Genomic DNA, 23,933 nt, shown 5'->3' on the forward strand with positions numbered 1-23,933 from the left:
AGGCTTTATATTTTACAAGTTGTTAGCGTAAAAAAAACAAAAAAATCAATGATTATATAACTTAGATTTGCTAAAATTTACTATCTTTATTCCATAAATTCAGTTCCTTCACATCAAATGAAACATCGAAAAAATAACAAAATTACAAAAAAAAGATATTTACGAAGTGAAATCCGATAGCGTCAATAAAACAGACACATTGTTATACTTATTGTGAAAGAAGCAGATATGAACAATAAAATATTTTTTTTCAATGTCACATAATGACAGTATTAAAAAATACTTAAAGCTTTGGACCACTTCATTTTGTTAATATTGTATGAGGATTTGTTTAAGAACAAGGAGAGAACTCGTAAAAAATGTGGAATTTTCAGAGTGGCTCGACACAGTTACTAACGAAATGTCCTTATCTAAAACGCACAAACACAGCTTTAATCCGCTATATAGCAAGCGCAACGGATCATTCATCCACTTATCGTTTTTTTCTAACAGATTATGGCTGTTTATCATGCTATTTTAACAAAATTAACGCGACCTGAACTTTAAGCATTAAATTATAAAATATACATTTTTATTAAAAGATAACGTCCTTGCTTGGTTAAGCAGATATGCTTTGTCGACCTAACCATTCTGACCGAGCGAGAGCGTAAAGATCACTAAAAACCAAACCCGAAACTTTTGAATAGCGTTCAGCCGTTGCAATAAGCCTAAATCCCGCCTTTACTAAGACCCGCCGTGAAGCCACATTTGCACAAAAGGAAGAAACATACAATGTTTCAATCGTGGTCGCACGAAAGACAACATCAATGAGTGCACTCGAAGCTTCACTGGCAAAACCTTTATTCCAAAAAGGTTGACCAATCCAATAATTAATTTCTAAGCCATTATTTTCTGAGCAATCTTTGATACTACCGATACCAATAAACTGACCACTATCCGCTAATGTAATAGCATAGACACAATGACCCAGCTCGCCTGCAACTGCACGGAGAATAAATTCCGCTGCATGTTTTCGTGTATAAGGATAAGGCATATTTTCTAACATCGATGATATGCGGCGATTGTTGGCGAGTTCGGTAATTGTGTCCATGTCTTCAACATGGGGTGGTCTTAAAACCAATCTATCTGTAACAAGAACAGGACAATGAATTTGCCGTGACCTTATTTCAGTGTGTATAAAAGTTTCCGCGCTCATATCGTCCTCCTGAGCAAAAGAAAAAGGGAAAGATGATGTTCCATCTTTCCCTTTACAATTTTGCCAAGAAGCGTATGAGCCGGGTTCAATGGAACACCGGCTAATTTTTAAGAGCTCCGGCTTACTCTGCTGCCTCTGCCATTGGAATGACAGAGACGTAAGAACGGTTATTCGCTTTCGTACGAAACGAAACCTTACCGTCTGAAATTGCAAAAAGTGTATGGTCTTTACCCATGCCGACATTATCGCCAGGATGCCATTTTGTACCGCGTTGACGAACAATAATATTGCCGGCAACAACAGCCTCACCACCAAATTTTTTAACGCCTAAACGTTTTGATTCTGAATCGCGACCATTACGCGAGGAACCACCAGCTTTTTTATGTGCCATAGCTGTTCTCCTTTAAACTCTTACTTCTCTGTTTTATCAGCTGCAGCCTTTTTGGGCGCGGCTTTTTTAGGTGTTGCTTTTTTTTCTACTGTTTCTATTTTTTCAGCAGATGCTGTTTTTTCTTTTGTTAGTGGAGCTTCTTTTTTTTCTGCTGATTTTTCAGAGGCTTTTTTCGGCTTTGCTCCACCAGTAAGAATCTCTGAAATACGAATTGTTGTCAATTCCTGACGATGTCCCCGTGTTCTTTTTGAATTTTGGCGACGACGCTTTTTAAACGCGATAACCTTACGCGCACGTCCCTGCTCAACCACTTCTGCAGTTACCAAAGCATCCGAAACAATCGGTGCACCAATTGTGGCGTTATCACCTTCACCCACCATAAGCACTTCATTAAATTCAATACGATCACCCGCATTGCCGGTAATTTTTTCAACTTTAATCAGTTGATCAGCAGTAACACGATATTGTTTACCACCTGTTTTTATGACTGCGAACATTATTTATCCTTCCGTTCATTCCAGCTCTTAAACAATGCTTTTAAAAAAACATGATGTTTTGGCTGTCTTTTTATCAGTCGTTATACTTAATAATTGTGGGATTAAATTCTATACCACAAACGAAATATGCGCAGTATACACCACGCCTCAAACAGTGCTTATGAAGAAAATTCTTATAAGAGTCAAGAAACAGAACAAAAAAACATAAAAAAAGCTTGTCAGAAAAGCGATTGAAAGCTATTTAGCCGCTAGCCTTTTAATTTGTACTCTTTATGTGAAAAAATTAAGCATAAGGCATATTAAGTGATCATGGATCATTTAATGAGGAGAAGTGGCTGAGTGGTTGAAAGCACCGCACTCGAAATGCGGCATAGGGGAAACTCTATCGGGGGTTCAAATCCCTCCTTCTCCGCCAAACACTCTTTAGCGACAACACCTCATCACAGCCATTCATTCATAAAATTTAGGAAACTTCATCATTGAAGACAATTCCCTATAAAATTTTCATGAGTATGACATAATTTAAAAAGCACGCATGATTCCTTGTACTATTCGTGTTTAAGTTTTTCATTAATTGTTCTCATTCGCCGTGAGCCTGACACCAATTCATTGGTAGACCCGCTTCATCTGACATATAAGAATTTGATTGAAATAAATTGCAACATTACAATTGTTATCATGGTTTCGATATACATGAAACAATCATCAAAAATCATTTAAATTTTTATGGTATCATGCTTTATTATAAGCCATCAAAGACACAAAAGTTTATAAGACTATACTAAAGCTAAATGCTCGTAATCGTATAATTTTGCTTTTTCGCGAAAACATAATAGATTTTGCGAAAAAGCATTTAAAAATAATTTATGCAGCTTGAGCCGCAATTGGTTTACGAAGAATACCCAATGCAATTGTAGATGCCGCCGTTCCAGCAATTATTGCCAAGAAATAGCCGACATAATTAATAACAACACCTGGTATAAAGACCAAGAAAATACCGCCGTGTGGTGCACGCAAACCTGTTCCCATTCCCATAGCAATTGCACCAGCAATTGCCGAGCCAATAACCAAAGCAGGGATAACACGGAAGGGATCACGTGCTGCAAATGGAATTGCACCCTCACTAATAAAAGCAAGACCTAAAACAAAAGTTGAAACTTTAGAATTGCGTTCTTCAGCAGTAAATTTATTCGGAAAAAACCAACATGATAGTGCAAGTGCCATAGGTGGTGTCATACCCGCAATAATCGCCGCACCGATTGGTCCGTAAATACCTGCAGAAATTAAAGCGACAGATGTTGCATAGGCAGCCTTATTCACGGGGCCTCCCATATCTAAAGCCATCATGCCACCAATTAAAGCGCCTAAAATTACTGCATTGGTTCCTTGTAAACCTTTGAGCCATTCAGTAAGAAAATTTAAAATGGCAGCAACTGGTGTTCCAACAGCATAAACCATTAAAAGCCCCGTTATGGCTGTTGCTACCAAAGGCAGCACCAAGACAGGCATGAGACCCTGTAAACTTTTTGGTAAAATAATAAAGCGGATTGCAAGACGCACGGCATAACCTGCAATAAAACCTGCAACAATTCCGCCTAGAAAACCTGCACCAATTTGTTGTGCTATCAAACCACCAATCATACCTGGTGCAATGCCTGGCCTATCAGCCATGGAATAAGCAATAAAACCTGCTAGGGCTGGCACCATTAACGCAAAGCCGCCCTGTGAACCAATCACATTAAGTGTATATCCAAGCGTTCCTTCTGTATCCATGACATGAATACCGCCTATGGCAAAAGAAAGAGCAATCAATAGCCCGCCAGCCACAACAAACGGTAACATATAAGACACACCGGTCATCAAATGCTTATACACACCACCAATTGAATCTTCACTTGTTTCGTTAGAAGCATTATCTGATGTTTTAGCAGACTGAAGTTTTGCTTTAGAGACCGCCTCTTTAATGAGCGCTTGACCATCACTGATTGCCAATTTCGTGCCAGTGGAATAAACGCGTTTCCCTGCAAAACGACTACGATCCACTTCTCTATCTGCTGCAATAACAACCAAATCTGACGCTGCTATTTCTTCCGAGGACAAAGGCGTTCCTGCACCGACAGATCCTTGCGTTTCAACTCGGATATTATAACCAAGTTCACCAGCTGCAACACTTAAACCTTCAGCAGCCATAAATGTATGGGCTATACCTGTAGGACAAGATGTTACTGCAACGATTCGCTTCACTTCATTATTTTCATCCGTTGATTCTTTTTGTGAAGATGATCCTTGCGCTTCATTGGGAATAGCAGCCGTTGGGTTATCAAAAAGCGTTTTAAAACTTATACGTTTGAAGTTTCCGCTATATTGCTGAATATTATCATCTTGCCATTGATCATCGTCACTTATCAAAAGCAATTGTGTTTGATCACTTGCATCAACTGGAATTTTAACTTTGCCATCCTGTTCAATAATTTCAACACTTAATTTAAGATGAGCCGCCTCACCTGCCTTCGTTAAAACTTCTTTTGCGAGTAATGCGTGAACCTCCCCTATTCGCGCATCTATCTGAGCGATAAAATTCATCATTTCCTCCTCTTCCTCTCTTTTATATTGAAGATATTAAACGACATTCTACAGAAGATGCCAAAGATTCTATTGTGTCACGACTTGGAAGCGCTGGTCCATTTTTGCCAAGCTTACCAACTGCAAAAGCTGTGCCCAATCGTGCAATACGTTCCAAAGGTTGTCCAGTTGATAAAGCTGCTGATATGCCTGCCACCATTGCATCCCCTGCACCAACAGTACTTTCGACGCGTGATGCCTTAAGTTGTGCATGGATTGCTTGTTCTTTTGATACAAAAACGGCACCCTTTGCCCCCATAGATACCGTTACAAGAGATAAGCCGCGTGATATTAAGTCTTGTGCAACTTGTAAAATATGAGAAATATCAGTCAATTTTTGATGACAAAATTGCGACAATTCGTCAATATTCGGTTTAATCGCATAAGGCAATATTTTTGCATTTAAAACCGACTGTAATGCATCACCACTACAGTCAACAATAATTTTTGTTTTTGCGGCCATATCTTCGACACGACGGGCATAATATTGACAATCCATTTGAGGTAAAAGGCTACCCGCCATCACAATCAAAGCATTAGAAGATGCAAATGAGTGCAAAATATCATCAAGCTCTTGTTCCAGTTCATCACTTAACGGATCTCCAGAAAGATTAATATCCGTCGTCCCTTGCTGATCAACAAGTTTAATATTGGTGCGTGTTTGCCCTTTACGGCGAATAAAACGATCCTCAATATGACTTGCTTCAAAAAGAGCTTCAAATATATCACTATTATCAGCGCCCAAATAGCCAGTCACAGCGGTTTTTATGCCAAAATCTGCAAGGCATGCAGCAACGTTGATACCCTTCCCGCCGACATTAAAACGCACAGAAGAAGCCCTGTGGACCTCTCCTGGAACAAGTCGATCGAGCATAATCGTTTCATCAATAGCAGGATTGAGAGTAAGTGTTGCAACTTGCATCATTGACCATCCAGCGCACGAACATCAGGAGCAGTTTCACAAGCAAGAGCTTTCTTTGCCATTGCTTGCATTTTTTCCAAAGTCATTGATCTTAAACGTGCTTTAACGGCCGGAATATCACGCGGTGTCATTGACAGTTCATCGACACCAAGGCCGGTCAAAATCATTGCACCAAATGGGTCTCCTGCAATACCACCGCATACACCAACCCATCTTTTATGACGGGCTGCACCTGAAACAGTTTGATGAATCATGCGCAAAACAGAAGGATTAAGACTATCAGCTTCCGCCGCCAAATCAGGATTTTGACGATCCACAGCCATGGTGTATTGCGTTAAATCATTGGTTCCAATGGAAAAGAAATCAACATGTTTTGCCAATGCATCCGCCATAATGGCGGCTGCTGGAACCTCGATCATTATACCGAGTTTTAAGACAGGGGCATCAAGATCAGAACGTATTTCTTCAGCAATATTTTTTAATGATAATACTTCCGAAACTGACATAATCATAGGAAACATAATCCATGGTTCTCCGCCTTCTTTGGCAGCACGATAAATAGCGCGCAATTGCGGCACAAGAAGATCTTTACGACGCAAAAGCAAACGCGCACCACGAACTCCCAAGAAAGGGTTATCTTCCTTAGGCAATTGCAAATGGGCAACCTGTTTATCACCACCAATATCCAGTGCACGTATGATTAAAGGTTTACCTTTTAAAGCAACAATCATGTCACGATATATTTTATATTGCTGATCTTCGTCAGGCGTTTCATTGCTTTCAAGGAACAAAAATTCTGTCCTCATAAGTCCAACGCCCTCGCCACCTTGCTCTAATGCAAAAGGTACCTGATCGGCACGGTTAATATTGGCTGCAACATCAATTTTATGTCCATCAGATGTTTCAGCAGGAAGTGCGCGAGCCGCCGCCTGTTTTTCACGTTCTTTTGCTAATTTTTCAATTTGCTTTTTTGCCGCTGTCAAATCATCATCAGTTGGGTTTAAATAAATTATACCATTGTCACCGTCGACAATGGCTTTGCTTTCATCTTCGGTTTTTAAAATGTCTTGACCAGCAGCAACAATCGCAGGAATGCCTAAAGTACGTGCTAAAATAGCTGTATGCGATGTAGGGCCTCCAACAGCTGTCACCAATCCTCTTACTTTTTGTGGATCAAGATTAGCTGTATCTGAAGGCGTTAAATCTTCAGCAACAATAATAGCACCATCCTTAATGCCTTCAAATGAACCTTTGGCATACGCAGGATCAATTTCAGCCAAAACTCGCCCCCCAACATCGCGCAAATCAACAGCACGTGCAGCAAGCATTGGATTATCCATACTGGCCAAACGATCAGCCAATTGTTCAACCGCTTGATGCCATGACCATGCCGCACCATGACCTTCAGCCATGAATTGACAAGCGGCTGCAATCAAATTTTCATCGTCAAGCAAATTGGCCTGTGCAGAAAAAATGGCTGCATCACTAGCACCAATACGTCTTGTCACATCATCAACGATTGCTTTCATTTTATGTTTGGTATGTAATAATGCTTCTTCTAAAAGTTGCGCACCTTCATTAAGACCTTGGCTAACATCGTCAACTTTTATCTCTCCCGACTGTAAAACAAATATTTCACCAATTGAAAGTCCTGGACTTGCAGCAATAGCAGATTGACCTTTTTGACCTGATGGCGGTGTCCAACCATGAACCGGCTTTGCTTTAATCTGTGCTTTTTCGGCTGAAGCTTTTTCGCTTGCTGTTATTTTTTTAGCGTATTTTATCGCCTCTTCCAGCAATGTTTCACCTTTATCTGAATCTGTAGAAAAAATAAGTGTATCGCCTTTTTTTGCACCTAATTGTAACAATTCAGCCAAATTTTTCATATCAGCACTTTGCTGATCATTACGTATTTGAATGGTTGCACCACAATTTTTTGCAAAGTCAACCCACATTGAAGCAGGGCGTGCATGCAAGCCTGAAGGATAATCCAAGACCCAATCCACCTTAGATGACAAATCTGTCACCGCTTTTTGTGGTGCACTTACACTATTATCCTCTAAAAGTGCTGCAAGGATCTGATCTTTATCTTTCGTTGTTGCCAGATCATCAAGTTTTTTAGTATCTGATAAAAGACGGGTTAATTTTTTTAAAATTTCAATATGTCCATCAGAATTTGCGGCAATTGCAAAAATAAGACGCGCTTTTTGTCCATCTTGCCATTCAACGCCTTGTGGCACTTGTAAAACTGCAACACCATCATGTTTGACTTGGCCTCGATCTTCTACCATACCGTGAGGAATCGCCACACCATGACCAAGCCAAGTATTGGCAACCTTTTCTCGTGCCAGCATACTCTCTACATAGTTCGGATCAATAGCACCTTCTTTGACCAAAAGCGCGCCTGCAGCGCGAATAGCTTCTTCTTTATTATCAAAGCTTGCCGCCAAACCAATACCATCTTTAGACACAATCGCAGTCTTTGCCGATACTTCTGTCACGATGTCCTCCCTTAATACTTGTCTCATCGGATTGAAAACGTTTTCTTGAAAAAAGTCAAGCAATAGGCTAAGCTTAAATATTGATTATCGGCATGAGAGGAAAACGTTTTTATAAAAACGTTATGGGTGCCTATGGCTATCGGAATAAAAGATGTTGCGCGTTTAGCAGGTGTTTCTCCTGCAACGGTTTCTCGCGTTCTTTCAGGTGGCATTGTCAGTGAAAAATTACAACAACGCGTTTGTGCGGTAATTGAAGAAATTGGTTATAGACCTAATTTATCAGCCAGACGTTTGCGCGCACAAAAAAATGACACTATTGGTTTAATAATTGCAGATATTCGCAATCCTTTTTTTACAGCTTTTGCGCGTAAAATTGATGATGAAGCACAAAAAAACGCTCAACGTGTAATTTTATGTAATACAGATGAAAATCCAGAACAAGAATTAGCCTGTCTGCGCCTTATGGAAGAAGAAAATGTTGCAGGTGTTATTCTTGCACCAACATTATCAACACTCAAAAACCCGCAAATACTTCCATCACGAAGACCCATCATGTTTATTGATCGACCCCCCATACAAAAAATACACGACGCTGTTATTATTGATAATGAAGAGGCAAGTGCAAAACTTGTTAACCATTTGTATGGGAAAGGATATAAAAATATTCTTTGCCTTTACGGCGCTTCAAGCGCGACAGGATTTGAACGTGAAAAGGGATATGGTAAAGCCGTCAAAAAACTTGGGCTTCCTTCTTTTTCAATACCTGTCAAACATGCTATTGGTGAAGTTGAACGCGCACTCCAACCTCTTTTATCAGGGATCATTTCGCCTGATGCTCTTATTGTAACAAACGGCGTTTTGGCACTTAAAGTTGCTTCACTTTTACTAAAAGAAAAAATACAAGTTCCAGATCACCTTGCTTTAGCGTGTTTTGATGATGAGCCTTGGATGCAACTTATATTTAATGGAATAACAACTATTGCACAGCCCATAAAACAAATTGCTGAATTGGCACATAAAGGTTTAACACGACGCATGCGCGAAACAAAAAATCCAATAAATCATGTTGTTTTAAAAGGTAAACTGATTATTCGTGGCTCCACACAGAACATTAAAGACAAACATCCCCGACCATATGATTTGAAAATATTATAAATATGTTTGTAATCGTTCCACTCTATGCAACTCTTACTTCACTTTAATATAAGAATGACAGCATATTTTATAATGAACCACTCTGTTTCATAAAACATTCATTAAAGTGACCAAGGTCGCAACATTCTTTAACGAGAATGCGGCAAACGTTTTATAAGACTCGACGCATCTAAACGTCCTCCACCTTGTGACTGGATATCACCTAAAAATTGATCAATTAATGATGTAGAAGGCAAAACAGATCCATTGCTCTTTGCCTCTGCAATACACATTCCTAAATCCTTGCGGATCAAATCGACCGCAAAACCATAATCAAATTTATCAGCAAGCATATTAAAACCACGATTATCCATCTGCCATGAGCCAGCCGATCCCTTTGAAATAACGTCGAGAACTGTTTGCATATCAAGACCTGCATTAACACCAAATGCCAGCCCTTCAGAAAGCCCTTGAACAACACCAATTAAGCAAATTTGATTAACCATTTTGCACAATTGACCGCTCCCACTTTCACCTAGGCGGCGTACTGAAACTGCATAGACATTAACGATTTTTTCAATTTTTTCATAAACCGATTGAACGCCCCCACACATAATGGTCAATTTTCCCTCTTCAGCACCTGACTGTCCCCCAGAAACTGGTGCATCAATAAAACCAATATCGACTTTTTTTGCTTTTTCAGAAAGCTCTCGCGCTAATTTAGCAGATGCTGTGGTATGATCGACAAAAATACTTTTTTCATGCATAGCTTGAAAAGCACCTTCTGCACCTAGTGTAATTTCTCTGACGTCATCATCATTACCAACACAAGCAAAAACAATATCTTGTCCTTTGACAGCTTTTGCAGGTGTCGTTTCATAATGTCCACCAAATTGCGCCACCCATTTTTTGGCTTTTGCAACTGTCCTATTATAAACTGTCACGTCATGGCCAGCCGTTGCTAAGTGACCTGCCATTGGAAAACCCATAACACCCAATCCTAAAAATGCGACTTTTGCCATTTTTTACTCCTTTATGAAATGTTCCAAATTTACAAAACGCTTTTTAAACATCTCTTTCAATACATTTATACGTGATAAAAGAAACATAGCTATAATTTAAGACCAGCGTGTAAAGGGAGTGATGAATTTACGTTAAAAAAAATTGAATGAAAGCGTATTTAAATAAAAAAACATATTTAAATTCTTTAAAGTTATACCTACATAAAATAAATCAGTGATACTTTTTTAAAAACAATCAACACATTATAAAAAAGATGATCAGAGCAAAATCGTATTTTAGTTTAAAGATACTCCAAACCTATCACAATAAAATACAATCAATGGATAAAATACTCATTCAAGTTTAATACATACTTATTTCATTTTAAATGCGGGATATTCAAAAGGAGACTGTTACATGTTTACATGTGAAGCATTTGCCGTTAGTGGCCCTGAACAAAAATTTGAACCCTTTTCGTTTGAACGCCGTGATCCTCTTGATCATGATGTTGACATTGACATTCTATACTGTGGTGTTTGTCACTCTGATTTACACACAGCTCGCGGTGAATGGGCAGGAACACAATATCCTTGTGTACCCGGTCACGAAATCGTAGGTAAGGTCAAACGTGTGGGCGCGAAGGTTAAAAAATTTAAAATTGGTGACAAAGTTGGTGTAGGTTGTATGGTAAATTCTTGCCGCACTTGTGAAAGTTGTCTCAATGGACTTGAGCAATATTGCTTAAATGGTAGCACGCAAACATATAATAGTCCCGATCCTGAAACAGGGCCACAGCGTTATACATTTGGTGGATATTCAAAACGTGTCGTTGTCAATGAAGACTTTGTTTTAAAAATTCCTGATAATCTTGATCTTGCTGCTGCAGCTCCGTTACTTTGTGCTGGCATAACAACCTATTCACCCTTGCGTCATTGGGGCGCCAAAAAGGGAACAAAAGTTGGCATTGCTGGTTTAGGAGGACTTGGTCATATGGCCGTTAAAATTGCTCATGCTATGGGATGTGACGTTTCTATGCTGACGACCTCGCCTTCAAAAGCAGATGATGCAAAACATTTAGGTGCTGATCACATTGTTCTTACACGCGATAACAAAGAAATGGAAAAAGCCGCAAAGTCACTTGATTTAATAATCGATACGATTGCTGCTGAACATAATATTGATTCCTATCTTAATCTCTTAAAAGTAGACGGAACTTTGGTTCAAGTTGGCGCGCCCGTAGATCCCCTTCCTGTCCAAGCTTTTTCACTTATTGCCACACGCAGAACATTTGCTGGTTCAATGATAGGTGGAATTGCCGAAACCCAGGAAATGCTTGATTTTTGTGGCCAACATAACATTATAGCCGATGTTGAAATGATTAAAGCACAAGACATTGATCATGCCTATGAGCGCATGTTAAAAAGCGATGTAAAATATCGTTTTGTTATTGATATGGCCTCATTTTAACCCATATAGAACGGACATTTTTATCCGCATCACAGATTATTAAAAATAAGCCGATAATTTTATCGGCTTATTTTTTGATCTTTTTATGCATAAAGCAACAATATTGTAATTTTTATGCAATTTGCTCAATAAGGGTGTTGACAGATCTTCATAATTACTCTTTTTTAACTGGACAACTTCTATCAACTTTAAATTTGTAAAAGTTTCAATAAAATTTTAAGTCATGTTGAAGCAAAAGTCATACCGATGCCTGTGTAGCCTAGATTAAAAATGTCTTGTCACAAATATAAAAAGATAGAATATTGAGTTTAACCAAACCGAGAGGGTAAAATGATCACAAGACGCAAGACTTTAACCGCATTGCTTTTGGGTGCATTAACAGCTGCTGTTTCGTTTACTACACCAGTCTTAGCAGATACAACGATTAAACATGTTTCGGGTGAAACAACAATTACTGATCATCCAAAAAAAGTTGTTGTTTTTGATCTCGCCAGTTTAGATAATCTTACCCGTTTAGGTGTTCATGATATTATTGCTGTTCCGGAAGGGGTAAAACCAAAATATTTAGAAAGCTATAATGATGATAAATATATCAAAGTTGGTACACTTTTTGAGCCTAATTATGAAACAGTTGCAAGTCTAAAGCCAGACCTCATCATAGTTGGCGGTCGTTCTCAACCAAAATATAATGATCTTTCAAAAATTGCACCAACGATAGATCTCACCGTAAGCAATGACAAATATTTAAGTGACGTTGATCGCAATGTTACTATTCTTGGCGATATTTTTGATAAACAAAATGAAGCCAAAACTGAAATCGAAAAACTTAATGCAAGACTGGCACAAGTTAGCAATGATGCCAAAGATAAAGGCAAAGGTCTTCTTATTCTCACAACAGGCGGAAAAATAAGTGCTTTTGGACCAGGCTCACGATTTGGTCTGTTGCATTCAGGTTTCGGAGTTATTCCAGCAAATGATCATTTGAAAATTGGTAATCATGGACAACCCATTTCGCCAGAATTTATTTTAGAAACCAATCCAGACTGGTTATTTGTTATCGATCGAGATGCGGCGATTGGTCGTGAGGGAGAATCAGCCGCTCAACTGCTCGATAATGCTTTGGTCGACAAAACCATCGCTGGTGAAAAAAAACAAATACTCTATCTTGATCCACAAAACTGGTACCTTATTGGTGGTGGTTTAACAGGTCTTAATGAAACAGCAGATCAATTAGAAAATGCTTTTTCTAAAGAAAAATAATACTGCGTATTCTTGACAAAAATTATTGAGACATGACTTGATTGTCTTATCAATAAACACTTAAACACCAGCGGCCATACTTTTGCTTGGCCGCTGAATTTTTGAGAGATGTTAATGGTACGAAACTATATTATTGGAATAGCATTTATAATTTTCTTTTCTGTCATCAGTATCTTTCTTGGTTTTTCAAATGTGACACTTTCACGGTTGATAGAGGGAGATCCAAACGCCTGGCTTGTCTTTTGGCAAACACGTATGCCAAGGACAATTTCCCTTATCCTTGCTGGTATGTCGCTTGCATTGGCTGGCATGATTATGCAAATGCTTGTGCGCAATCGTTTTGTTGAGCCTTCAACAGCTGGAACTGTTGAGTCAGCCTCACTGGGTATTTTATGTGTTATGATGTTTGCACCAGGCATACCAGTGATTGGAAAAATGATAGTTGCAGCTATATTTGCCCTTATGGGTTCTCTTTTGTTTATGTTTATAATCCGTAAAATTCCATTACGATCAGTGTTAATTGTGCCATTAACAGGAATTATGCTTGGATATATTATTGGTGCCTTTACCAATGGTGTTGCAGATAATGAAATGTTGCTCCCCTCATTACAAGCTTATCTTTTTGGGAGTTTTTCTATGGTTATTGATGGAAAATACGAATTATTATGGCTATCTGTTCCTTTGTGTATCATTGCTTATATTGCTGCAGACCGTTTTACCGTTGCAGGACTTGGAGAAGATTTTGCCAATAATCTTGGACTTAACTATCGTAATATAATGATTTTGGGACTGCTCATTATTGCCATGATCACAGCATGTGTGATTTGTACTGTTGGGCGGATTCCATTCATTGGACTTGTTGTCCCAAACATCGTCTCTATTATGATGGGTGATAATATACGACGGAGCGCTCCATGGATTGCGATGACAGGTGCTGGTCTTGTTCTTTTATGTGATATTTTTGGACGTCTTATTGGTCAATCGGGTGAAATCCCAGTAGGCACAACAATGGGAGTTATCGGAAGTGTCTTATTTATCGCTCTTTTATTGCGCTGGAGAAAGCGCATTGGTTAAACGTAAATCTGTTATTTTAACTTTAACTCTCTTAACGCTTTGTGCTCTTTTTGTCATAGCGCTTTATATGTCATGGAATATAAATTTAACAATATGGTCTTTTCGTTTTACCAAACTTGCCTCTCTTGTATTGGTTGCCTACACGATTGCCGTATCAACGGTACTGTTTCAAACGGTTTCAAATAATCGCATATTGACACCGTCGATTATGGGTTTTGACCAACTTTACATCCTTATTCAAACAATCTTTGTATATTTTATCGGAACAACGACACTACAGGGGTTAAGTGAAGAAATAAAATTTTTAGGTGAAGCGCTTATTCTTGTAATATTTTCAACATGTCTTTTTCGCTGGCTTTTTTCAGGTAGTGTCAAAGGTCTTCATATGACACTTCTTATTGGTGTGGTTTTTGGTGGACTTTTTTTCAGTCTTCGCATGTTGATGCAATTGCAACTTAATCCTGATGAAGCGGTTCGCATTACTGATGTTATGTTTGCCAATTTTAATCGTTTTAACACAGGACTGATAGGTATTTCGGCAATTATCGCCTTGATTGTTTCTCTTATCGGATGGCGACAGCGTCATCTTTTTGATGTCTTAATTCTTGGCCGCGACAGTGCAATTGGATTGGGTGTTGATTATAAGAAAAAAGTCACATTAATTCTTGTTTTAATATCTATTCTTGTTTCTATTTCTACAGCTCTTGTTGGTCCTGTAACCTTTTTTGGACTGCTTGTTGCAAGTCTTGCTTATCAATTTTCACCAAGTGGCAAACATATTGTTGTTTTACCTATCGCAGTTTTATTAGCCATTATTTTTCTTGTTGGCGGACAATTTATACTCGAACAATTATTTAATATGGCGAGCCGCCTTAGCTTTATTATTGAATTTATTGGCGGCATCGTCTTTTTGAGTTTGCTGATGAAGGGAAAACTGAAATGATCGAAATTGGGCATGTCTATAAAAGCTACGATGACACGCTTATCATCGACGATTTATCGTTAAGTATTCCTAAAGGTGGCATCGTTTCAATCATAGGGCCTAATGGCGCGGGAAAATCAACCCTGTTAACAATGATTAGTCGATTATTGCCTATGGATAAGGGAATAATCACCGTCGATGGATTGGATGTCACCAAAACATCTGGTGATATATTTGCAAAGCGGCTTTCAATTTTAAAACAAGAAAATACCATAAGTGCAAGATTAACAGTCCGCGATCTTGTGAGTTTTGGTCGTTATCCTTATTCTCACGGGCGTTTAACAAAAGTGGACATCCAATTTATTGATAGTTCCATACGCTATTTACGATTAGAAAAATTACAAAATCGCTTTTTAGATGAATTATCTGGTGGGCAAAGACAACGCGCTTTTGTTGCAATGATCATTTGTCAAGATACAGATTATGTTTTGCTTGACGAACCGTTAAATAATCTTGATATGCAACATTCCGTGTCGATGATGAAACATCTTCGTCGTGCAGCAGACGAACTTAACAAAACCGTCGTCTTAGTTATGCATGATATTAATTTTGCTTCCTGTTATTCCGATTTAATCGTCGCATTAAAGGAAGGAAAATTAGTTCATAGCGGTACGCCAAAAGAAATTATGCAGCCTGAAATTTTAAAATCAATTTATGATCTCAATATTCACGTGTCTGAAATAAACGGTCAGCGTATTGCGATTTATTATTAAATGTCAATTTTTAATGAAATCATTATCCATATTTTATCCTAAGAAAAAATGTACTCGTCAAATTAATGCTTAACTGTTTTTTTTATAAAACTTATGGTAACGTTATTAGACACACCAATAATATGGACAGCCATGTTCGCAAGGACATCCTTCTTTACTGGGCGCTAATCTGATCATATTTGCCCTTTTATTCTTGTATCAATTGGTTTGATATTAGGCGTTATAGGCCTATCACTTTTAAGTATGACGTCATTACACACGTCTTTATATATTTTAGTAATCAGTAAACATTTATGCAGTGCTGGAATAGGCTTTTTTTAACGCGCCTAAGCAAAGTATTATTTTATCTTCTGCGCGCGTAAAGAAGTGGCGCGGCAAGTGGTATGATTGGAATGGCAACACTATTAGATTAATTCATCGGCAGTGCATTTGCTGCTTTCCTTTTATTTTTATCCCAGTCATAGAGGTTACAATTCGCTTTATAGTTCAGCGTATTGTGCTTTCTAGCGCAATTATATTCGCTGGTTTAAGATTAGTTTTTATAAAAAAACTAACTATTACTAAAACGTGTTTCTAATAAATCAACCTCTTGAATAAAGCGTTTTGTTGCCTCTTCAGATAGTTGATGCCGACGTCCACATGCATAATATGTTTGTCGCTCTGCCTTTAAAGCTTCCAAACGCAATCTGCGCTCAATTTCATCAACTTTATGTAAGGTTTCAACATCTTCATCAGATATACTCTGGCTCGCTAAACGATCGCGATATGTTGCCATGACCCGTGCTGCCGCATTGGTATAAAGATCAACATCATTGCGCCCCTCACAATAATTATGCACCGCTTGTTCCACAGCTTTAATTGCTGCTTCAGCAGCAGCCATACGCGCACGTTCTTCCTCTTTTTGGTGTGACGGTTCAGGAGGAAATTCCAAACCATTTAAAAAATAAGGCAAAGCTATACTTGCCACAATTAAAGAAATAAGAATAACACCAGTTGCAAGAAAAATAGCCAAATCACGAGCTGGAAAAAGTGACCCATCGGGTAAAAATAGCGGCAAAGTTAACACACCGGCCAAAGTCACAGTACCACGGACGCCAGCAACAGATGTCGCTGCAATGAGCCGCCAACTTGGAACAAACGGCTTTTTTCCACGGCGATGAGCTTGAGCAAGTGTAAAGCGCAATGATACCCAAACCCAAACAAAACGTAATAAAGCAAGTGCTAAATAAATAGCAAGAACATAAATGATCAACCAAAACGATTCACGATGACCTGTTTCTTGCACAACATATGCCGCACCACTAACAATTTGAGGAAGCTGCTCTCCTAAAATAACAAATATGACACCATTAGCGACAAATTGCACCGTATCCCAAACCGCAGAACGGCGAATACGCGTAAGAGCAAGATTACGCAAACTATCTTCTGTAAAACTCATTGAAATACCCGCTGCAACAGCTGCAAGAATTCCAGAAGCTTCAATCTGTTCTGCTGCAAGATAAGCAACAAAGGGTGTTAATAAACTGACCAAAATAAGTGAACCCGTCTCTTCACCAAATTTTCGACTCCAAAAATTGCTAATCCACGTGACACAAAAAGTAGTCGCAACACCAACAAAAAGACCTGCCAAAGCTGTCCAAAGAAATGTTCCAAATGCCGCAATAAGTGAAAAACTTCCTGTCATTGCTGCTGTTACAGCAAATCTCATGCTTACCAATCCAGACGCATCATTAAGTAAAGACTCTCCTTCCAAAATATTCATAAGACGTTTCGGAATAGGCACACGTTTTGCAATCGCTGTTACAGCAATTGGGTCGGTTGGCGAGACAATGGCTGCCAGCGCAAATGCAACGGCTAATGGCATTCCAGGAATAATCCAATATGTAATAAAGCCAACGACAACAACTGTAAAAATGACAAGCCCTAGTGCCAATTCTAAAATCGTCCATTTGTCGCGTTTTAACCCTTCTTTCGGAATACGCCATCCGTCAAGAAATAAAAGCGGCGGAAGAAAAAGTAAAAAAAACAATTCAGGTCTTAATGTGACACCGAGATTGCCCGTTAAAGAAATAAGTGCACCGACCAAAATTTGAATAAGTGGAAGTGGAATAGGAAGTGGAAGAGCCCGCGAAACTGCTCCACTTAAAACAACTGCTAAAAGTAAAATCAATATGAGAACGACTGTTTCCACTTTTTAAAGTCTTTCTTTAATTATTGAATTGGATAGATTTTCAAATCGATCATAGCGTACTTAATAGATTATTGCCAGTTTGATAAAAACCATATTTCATAAATAAGAATTCACTTCATAAACGTTCAAATCAACAAGAATTGAACCTTTATGAATTCAAAATAAGACTATAATTTTCTTAGAATACAAAGACAAAGATATTTGTTTAAAATTTATTTGACAAAAAAATGAAATAAAAAATAAATTTTAGTGCCTTTAATAATTATATTAATATAAGAATTGATGCCAATATGATTTTATTTAAAATAAACATACTCTTAAATTTTATTAATACATTAACGCCATGGTGATTAGACGATGAAAAAATGGTTTTTACTTATCGTTTTTATTATTTTAGTCGTAGGCATTGGTTCATTTATTGGATTTTCGACATCACCTGCTTCATGGTATGCAGCACTTAATAAACCACCATTCACACCGCCAAATGCATTTTTTGCTCCAATATGGATTACGCTTTACGTCTTGATCGCCATTGCAGGTTGGCGTGTATACGTCATTGACTTTCACAAGACGCTTTGGTTCTTATGGATCATACAAATTCTATTAAATTTCAGCTGGTCTCCAGTTTTTTTTGGTATGAAGATGATGGAGACAGCACTTCTCATATGTCTAGTGCTTTTCATCACCGTTGCAGGTTTCATCATTTTATCTTGGAAACGGGATCGAATTTCAGCGCTTATGTTTATCCCTTATATTATATGGCTCGGGCTAGCAAATTACCTTAATGCAGGCGTCATTTACCTTAATATAATTCTATAAAAATCATTAAAATATAAAGGATGATGGTATACTTATTTCTTGATCACTTTTATCATATTTAAAGGACATAATACTTTAATTATTAAATTTAAACATGAAATCACAAGATTTTGATGGGAAAGTACTAAAAATAAAAGTCTCTCTATCAAATATATACATAAAATGTTTTATTAAAATTTATGTCAATGTTACGATCTTTTATGGAACAAAGTTTCAATATTTGATTTATCGTCCATGAAGGAGTTTATCATGTCAGAAGTAAATCAGACCAAGCAAACGAAATTAGGCAATGGGGGAGAAATCCATCAAACAGATGAAATGGGATATGACACATTAACCACACAGCAAGGTATTCCTGTCAGTGATGACCAAAATACATTACGAATAAATGCTAATGGTCCTGCTTTGATGGAAGATTTCCATTTTCGTGAGAAAATATTCCACTTTGACCATGAACGCATTCCTGAACGCGTTGTGCACGCACGCGGCTACGGAGCACATGGTTATTTCGAAACAACAAAATCTCTAACAAAAATCACCAAGGCGAATATTTTTCAAAAGGTTGGAGAAAAAACGCCTGTTTTTGTTCGTTTTTCTACCGTTGCAGGTAATAAAGGCTCATTCGATGTTGCCCGCGATGTACGTGGATTTGCTGTTAAATTTTATACAAAAGAAGGCAATTGGGATCTTGTTGGAAACAATATTCCAGTTTTTTTCATTCAGGATGCCATTAAATTTCCAGACATGATTCATGCAGTGAAACAGGCCCCTGATAGAGATTTTCCGCAAGCACAAAGTGCCCATGATAATTTTTGGGACTTTGTTTCTCTCATGCCTGAATCTATGCACATGATTATGTGGGTCATGTCTGACAGAGCTATTCCACGTTCTTTTCGTTTTATGGAAGGATTTGGCGTTCATACCTTCCGTTTTGTAAATGAAGACGGTCAATCCTCCTATGTAAAGTTTCATTGGAAGCCAAAACTAGGTCTTCAATCCGTTATCTGGAACGAAGCAGTTAAAATTAACGGTGCCGATCCTGATTTTCACCGTCGTGATCTATGGAACGCAATTTTACAAGGTCATTATCCTGAATGGGAATTGGGCGTTCAAGTTTTTGATCAAGAATGGGCTGACCAATTTGCGTTTGATGTCTTAGATCCAACGAAAATTATACCAGAAGAGGAACTACCTGTAGAAATTGTTGGTCGTCTAGTTCTTAATAAAATGCCAGAGAATTTTTTTGCAGAAACAGAACAGGTTGCTTTCTGCACCCAAAACATTGTTCCAGGTATTGATTTTACCGATGATCCTCTTCTTCAAGGTCGAAACTTTTCTTATCTCGATACGCAAATTAAAAGGCTTGGCGGTCCAAACTTTACGCATATTCCTATTAATGCACCAAAATGTCCTTTTCATAATTTTCAACAAGATGGACATATGGCTATGCATAATCCTCGGGGACGTGCAAATTATGAGCCTAATAGTTGGGATCCTGAATTGGCAGGACCCCGCGAAAGTCCTAAAACAGGATTTACAAGTTTTAATGCGAAACTATCTGGTGAAAAAACTCGACTTAGACCAGAAAGTTTTGCCGATCACTATTCTCAAGCAAGACAATTTTTCATCAGTCAAACACCTGTAGAACAAGCGCATATTATTGATGCATTGACATTTGAACTCAGCAAATGCGAATTTCCAAAAATTCGTCAACGAGTTGTATCTCAATTGATGAATATTGATGAAAATCTTGCACAAACTGTCGCTAAAAATCTTGGTCTAGATGAGAATATAAAAGCGGCTGAAACATTAGTAACACTTAATCATTCTTTAAAACCATCTGATGCATTAAGTATTCTTAAAAATAACGGCTCAACATTTAAAGGACGCAAACTTGGCATTTTCATCTCTGACGGAATTGACCCTCAACAGTTAGAAAATATCGAAAAATGCTTTACACAAGAAGGCGCAAATGTTGAACGTATCGCGCTTAAAGTTGGTGGTATTAAAGATAAAAACGGGACAAAAATTGAAGCGCATCATCAAATTGATGGTGGCCAATCTGTTTTATTTGATGCCGTTGCACTTATTATCAACGTGAGTGAAATAGATACATTGACTAAAAGTGCTCCTTTACGTGATTTTATCAATGATGCTTACGCCCATTATAAATTCATCGGTTATAATGAAGCAAGCGAAGAACTTCTCTCCGCCCTTTCCATGACGGATAGAAAGGATGAAGGATTTTTACGTTTATCATCGAGTGATGATATCGCTGTTTTTCTTAATCAATGTAAAGCATTACGTTTTTGGAAACGTCCTGACGGCGCATAAATTTTCATGATGGCAATCGGGTTCTAAAGACCTGATTGCCCTTTTTCTTACAAATATACAAATAATAAAAATCTTTACGTTTCATCATCCTTCAATCAATTTTTCAATAACTTCAGTTCCTGTTATACCCTTATCTATATAAATAAAAAATTTTTTATTCTCAGAATTGGTAAATATAATATTGATCCCTTCAAATATTTTCATTAATTCTGTATCATTATTCATAATGTTTTGATCAAACAATATGGCAGCTGCAAAATAATTATCATCAAATTTTGAAACTACGATATTTTGATTTAAAAAAATTTTATTGGTTTCTAGATCTATATGATCTATCTCTGTAACAAATTTATTTTGATCAGGTTCTGTATACTTAAAGCGCAACTCAATGATATAACTCGCAGCTAAATTTTTATCATGATTTTTTTTAAATGTGATATCTGCAGCTAAATTTTGATCTGCAAATAACGTATCTGACTTTGCAGTATATTCGCGTCGTCCAGCAGCACTAACCAATAATGGAATTCCTGACCAATTAACTTGACTAGATGATATTTTGTTCCATTTTTTATCTTCTGTTTGATCGTAAAGCATGGCAGTCGATAATGCAGAAATAAGCTGTGTTTTTTCAGTCGTTGATGATTGTTCTGCGGTAAGATCAACGGATGAATGTGGTACAGCTAAAAATTGTGAAGTATTTTGTTCATTCGCGGCAATATGAGTAAACGGTGCATTAAAAAAGACTTCAGGCTCATTATGCGTTTGTGCAAAATGCTGTACCCCCTCACCATTATTCACTTGAGCTGGCATATATGTCTGTATTTGTTTTTGACCGTTATCATTTATTGTGTCATTATGTTGGACATTTGTAAAATTTACAGCATCATTATTATAGGCATGATTTTCAATTTTGGCAATTTTCTGCTGAGATTGTGAGAAATTTTTACCACTTTCCCCTCCAGACTGGTATGATAATGCGACTGAAGTTTTTAAATTACCATTACCTGAATATAACTTCACGATAAAGTAAATACTAAAAACAACAAACAAACTGATTAAAGCATAAAAAACATAAGCAACATTTTCTACACGCAACAATCTATCAGATTTTTTTGTTATATTATTATCATATATTTGAGTGTTTTCTAAAACACTACTATTAATGTCGTTTATTGCCCCTTCAGTAACAAAAAAATTTTTTTTTTCGTCTTCGTTCTCATGATAATCAGCTAAAGGAAAAAATTCTTCTTCCACCGCTTTTTCTGTGGCCAAAACAGCATCTTCTTCTGATTTTATAATATCATTTAACAAGGGATCTTCATGAAAGGTGCTATTTTGATCATAAGTTCGCGGTTCTTTTTCATGAACCAAAGGAGCCGCCTCTGACACATTATTTGTTGTTACTATACTGTCTTGTTCCAATATTTTATTGGACAAGGCACCCGTGTCAAAAGGGTGTAAATCTTGATCCTGTCGAGAATTTTGTGAAACTTTTGTTTGAACATCGTTATTTAATTGACCATTTTCAGACTCTTGCAGTTCCTGATTCTTCGTATCCTTATGATCATCACTTTCATTTGTTTGGTTTTCATAAGAATTCATAGAGTATGAGTTTATATCTTGTGTATCATTTTTGGGAGATGGTTCTTTATACCTCTGAATAGAAAAATTTGGTATTGCACTATCACTATCGATATAAAATTTTTGTTCTTCTAAATTTTCATATTGTCTGTTTACTGAATTATCTTGTTGAGTATTTTGCGAAACTTTCCAAGGTTGTTCATCATTAAACTGTTTAATGCTCACAATATCAATTTTTGCATGTCGTGAATGCGCAATAGGTGTTGAATTATGTACAGATTTTACGTTATAGACATGCTTATTTGTGATAAGATCATTTACATAAGCGCTTTGTTCTTTTAAAGTATGATCTTCATTTATAACCACAGCGCTTTTTACACAATGTTTTAGATCAGTTAATTGTGCATTTTTGTTTGTAGTCTTCGCCACTTTGTATTTAAAATAAGGATCGCTTTTTTCCGCAAATTCTATATCAAAATCACCATGTTCGCGGATGTGAATAGTGGGGCTAGAGCGTGTTTCTTGTTGAGAATAGGTTGAAACATCCTTATTTTCATGCGCTTTTACAGTATTTAGAGAATCATTCATAGTGTGGCTTTCCTCAGCTAAAGAATGATCATGTGACATTTGTTTTTGAGTAAATATCTTATCGTCATCATATTTTTTAGCACTTGATGAAACCGTTTCAGGTTGAAATTTTTCAGTCAAAGAATTCGTTGAAAAAGCAGATTTTGATGTTAAATCCGATTTGAGCTGGCTTTCATAAGAACTTTTTTGCTCCGTCACTGATCTGTCTTCAGCACCTTCCAATTGTGCTTTCATACGATCAGTTTTACTGCTTAATAAAGTTTCATTATCTTTTGCTTTAATATATTTTTCGGCAACCTCATCTAATTTTTGAAAATTATCTTCAATATCAAATTCGTTGGTATTATTATAAAAAGATTTATCAAGTGGTGCAATTGCGCCTGATTTTTTCAATTCTCCCATGATTGTTTCAGAAATATAAAATGTTTCAATCTCCATGATCGCTTGTTCAAGCATTGCTCGATGTTGCTTGACAACACTATCGGTTGCTTCTACTTCTAGCAATTTCATATCAATCGCAAGTCGCGCTTTAATATAGATATGACGCCTAAAAGATGCTGTCGGATTTTTCCGATGCGCAATGGCCTTTTTCAATAATGCAACATATTTGGTCATAATAAAATGATATCCTCTACATGTACAAGGCCATCAAATCGAAAC

17 protein-coding genes and 1 tRNA gene are annotated in these 23,933 nt (G+C 37.4%); 9 read left to right on the forward strand and 9 right to left on the reverse strand.

From position 1 onward, the window contains the following. Positions 1–598: 598 nt before the first annotated feature. The 3 genes from ME5_RS09160 to rplU all read right to left on the reverse strand — a co-directional run bounded on the left by ME5_RS09160 (position 599) and on the right by rplU (position 2,083). Positions 599–1,195: a GNAT family N-acetyltransferase gene (locus tag ME5_RS09160; RefSeq protein WP_008040463.1), complete on the reverse strand. Its 597-nt coding sequence runs from the start codon at positions 1,193–1,195 to the stop codon at positions 599–601. Positions 1,196–1,316: 121 nt separating this feature from the next. Continuing rightward, positions 1,317–1,586, reverse strand: coding sequence for a 50S ribosomal protein L27 (gene rpmA, locus ME5_RS09165; protein WP_008040465.1), 270 nt, complete (start codon positions 1,584–1,586; stop codon positions 1,317–1,319). Between the two features lie 20 nt (positions 1,587–1,606). Then, entirely contained in the window at positions 1,607–2,083 is a 477-nt protein-coding gene (gene rplU, locus ME5_RS09170) for a 50S ribosomal protein L21 (RefSeq protein ID WP_008040467.1), read from the reverse strand. Positions 2,084–2,408: 325 nt separating this feature from the next. On the opposite strand from rplU, the gene ME5_RS09175 reads away from it, so the two are divergent. After that, positions 2,409–2,498, forward strand: a tRNA-Ser gene (locus ME5_RS09175). Between the two features lie 449 nt (positions 2,499–2,947). Here the strand turns inward: ME5_RS09175 and ME5_RS09180 are convergent. Genes ME5_RS09180 through ptsP form a run of 3 tightly spaced genes read right to left on the reverse strand, consistent with a single transcriptional unit; the run spans position 2,948 to position 8,128 of the window. Next, positions 2,948–4,669 (reverse strand): PTS fructose transporter subunit IIC, encoded by a 1,722-nt coding sequence (locus ME5_RS09180; protein WP_035000069.1) that lies wholly within the window; start codon positions 4,667–4,669, stop codon positions 2,948–2,950. A 19-nt stretch (positions 4,670–4,688) separates the two neighbouring features. Next, positions 4,689–5,630 carry a 1-phosphofructokinase family hexose kinase gene (locus ME5_RS09185; protein WP_008040472.1) on the reverse strand — a complete coding sequence of 314 codons (942 nt, stop codon included), beginning with the start codon at positions 5,628–5,630 and terminating at the stop codon, positions 4,689–4,691. Then, a complete protein-coding gene (gene ptsP, locus ME5_RS09190) occupies positions 5,627–8,128 on the reverse strand; it encodes a phosphoenolpyruvate--protein phosphotransferase (RefSeq protein ID WP_008040474.1) in 2,502 nt (833 codons plus the stop codon). Before ptsP ends, ME5_RS09185 begins: the two co-directional genes overlap by 4 nt. Positions 8,129–8,260: 132 nt before the next feature. On the opposite strand from ptsP, the gene ME5_RS09195 reads away from it, so the two are divergent. Continuing rightward, positions 8,261–9,283: a LacI family DNA-binding transcriptional regulator gene (locus ME5_RS09195; RefSeq protein WP_008040476.1), complete on the forward strand. Its 1,023-nt coding sequence runs from the start codon at positions 8,261–8,263 to the stop codon at positions 9,281–9,283. 128 nt (positions 9,284–9,411) lie between these two features. Here ME5_RS09195 and ME5_RS09200 read toward each other — a convergent pair whose 3' ends face one another. Next, positions 9,412–10,284 (reverse strand): NAD(P)-dependent oxidoreductase, encoded by an 873-nt coding sequence (locus ME5_RS09200; RefSeq protein ID WP_008040478.1) that lies wholly within the window; start codon positions 10,282–10,284, stop codon positions 9,412–9,414. Between the two features lie 397 nt (positions 10,285–10,681). Between ME5_RS09200 and ME5_RS09205 the strand changes: the two genes are divergently transcribed. The 5 genes from ME5_RS09205 (at position 10,682) to ME5_RS09225 (ending at position 15,760) form a co-directional block, all read left to right on the forward strand. Next, positions 10,682–11,731: an NAD(P)-dependent alcohol dehydrogenase gene (locus ME5_RS09205; RefSeq protein WP_008040480.1), complete on the forward strand. Its 1,050-nt coding sequence runs from the start codon at positions 10,682–10,684 to the stop codon at positions 11,729–11,731. Positions 11,732–12,061: 330 nt separating this feature from the next. Further along, positions 12,062–12,991: a siderophore ABC transporter substrate-binding protein gene (locus tag ME5_RS09210; protein WP_008040482.1), complete on the forward strand. Its 930-nt coding sequence runs from the start codon at positions 12,062–12,064 to the stop codon at positions 12,989–12,991. A gap of 114 nt (positions 12,992–13,105) precedes the next feature. After that, positions 13,106–14,065 (forward strand): ABC transporter permease, encoded by a 960-nt coding sequence (locus ME5_RS09215; protein WP_008040485.1) that lies wholly within the window; start codon positions 13,106–13,108, stop codon positions 14,063–14,065. Beyond that, on the forward strand, positions 14,058–15,008 hold the full coding sequence (locus ME5_RS09220; protein WP_035000066.1) for an iron chelate uptake ABC transporter family permease subunit: 951 nt from the start codon (positions 14,058–14,060) through the stop codon (positions 15,006–15,008). Before ME5_RS09215 ends, ME5_RS09220 begins: the two co-directional genes overlap by 8 nt. Further along, the gene (locus ME5_RS09225) at positions 15,005–15,760 is read left to right on the forward strand and encodes an iron ABC transporter ATP-binding protein (protein WP_008040490.1); all 756 of its coding nucleotides are present in this window, start codon (positions 15,005–15,007) and stop codon (positions 15,758–15,760) included. Before ME5_RS09220 ends, ME5_RS09225 begins: the two co-directional genes overlap by 4 nt. A gap of 550 nt (positions 15,761–16,310) precedes the next feature. Here ME5_RS09225 and ME5_RS09230 read toward each other — a convergent pair. Further along, positions 16,311–17,951, reverse strand: coding sequence for a Na+/H+ antiporter (locus tag ME5_RS09230; RefSeq protein ID WP_008040491.1), 1,641 nt, complete (start codon positions 17,949–17,951; stop codon positions 16,311–16,313). Between the two features lie 357 nt (positions 17,952–18,308). On the opposite strand from ME5_RS09230, the gene ME5_RS09235 reads away from it, so the two are divergent. Together ME5_RS09235 and ME5_RS09240 are read left to right on the forward strand one after the other, a co-directional pair. Then, the gene (locus ME5_RS09235; protein ID WP_008040492.1) at positions 18,309–18,770 is read left to right on the forward strand and encodes a TspO/MBR family protein; all 462 of its coding nucleotides are present in this window, start codon (positions 18,309–18,311) and stop codon (positions 18,768–18,770) included. A gap of 249 nt (positions 18,771–19,019) precedes the next feature. Next, entirely contained in the window at positions 19,020–21,104 is a 2,085-nt protein-coding gene (locus ME5_RS09240; protein ID WP_008040493.1) for a catalase, read from the forward strand. An 84-nt stretch (positions 21,105–21,188) separates the two neighbouring features. On the opposite strand, the gene ME5_RS09245 is transcribed toward ME5_RS09240, so the two are convergent. Beyond that, positions 21,189–23,711, reverse strand: coding sequence for a hypothetical protein (locus ME5_RS09245; protein ID WP_245256524.1), 2,523 nt, complete (start codon positions 23,709–23,711; stop codon positions 21,189–21,191). Positions 23,712–23,933: the final 222 nt, after the last annotated feature.

Source organism: Bartonella tamiae Th239 (assembly GCF_000278275.1).
Taxonomy (GTDB): domain Bacteria; phylum Pseudomonadota; class Alphaproteobacteria; order Rhizobiales; family Rhizobiaceae; genus Bartonella; species Bartonella tamiae.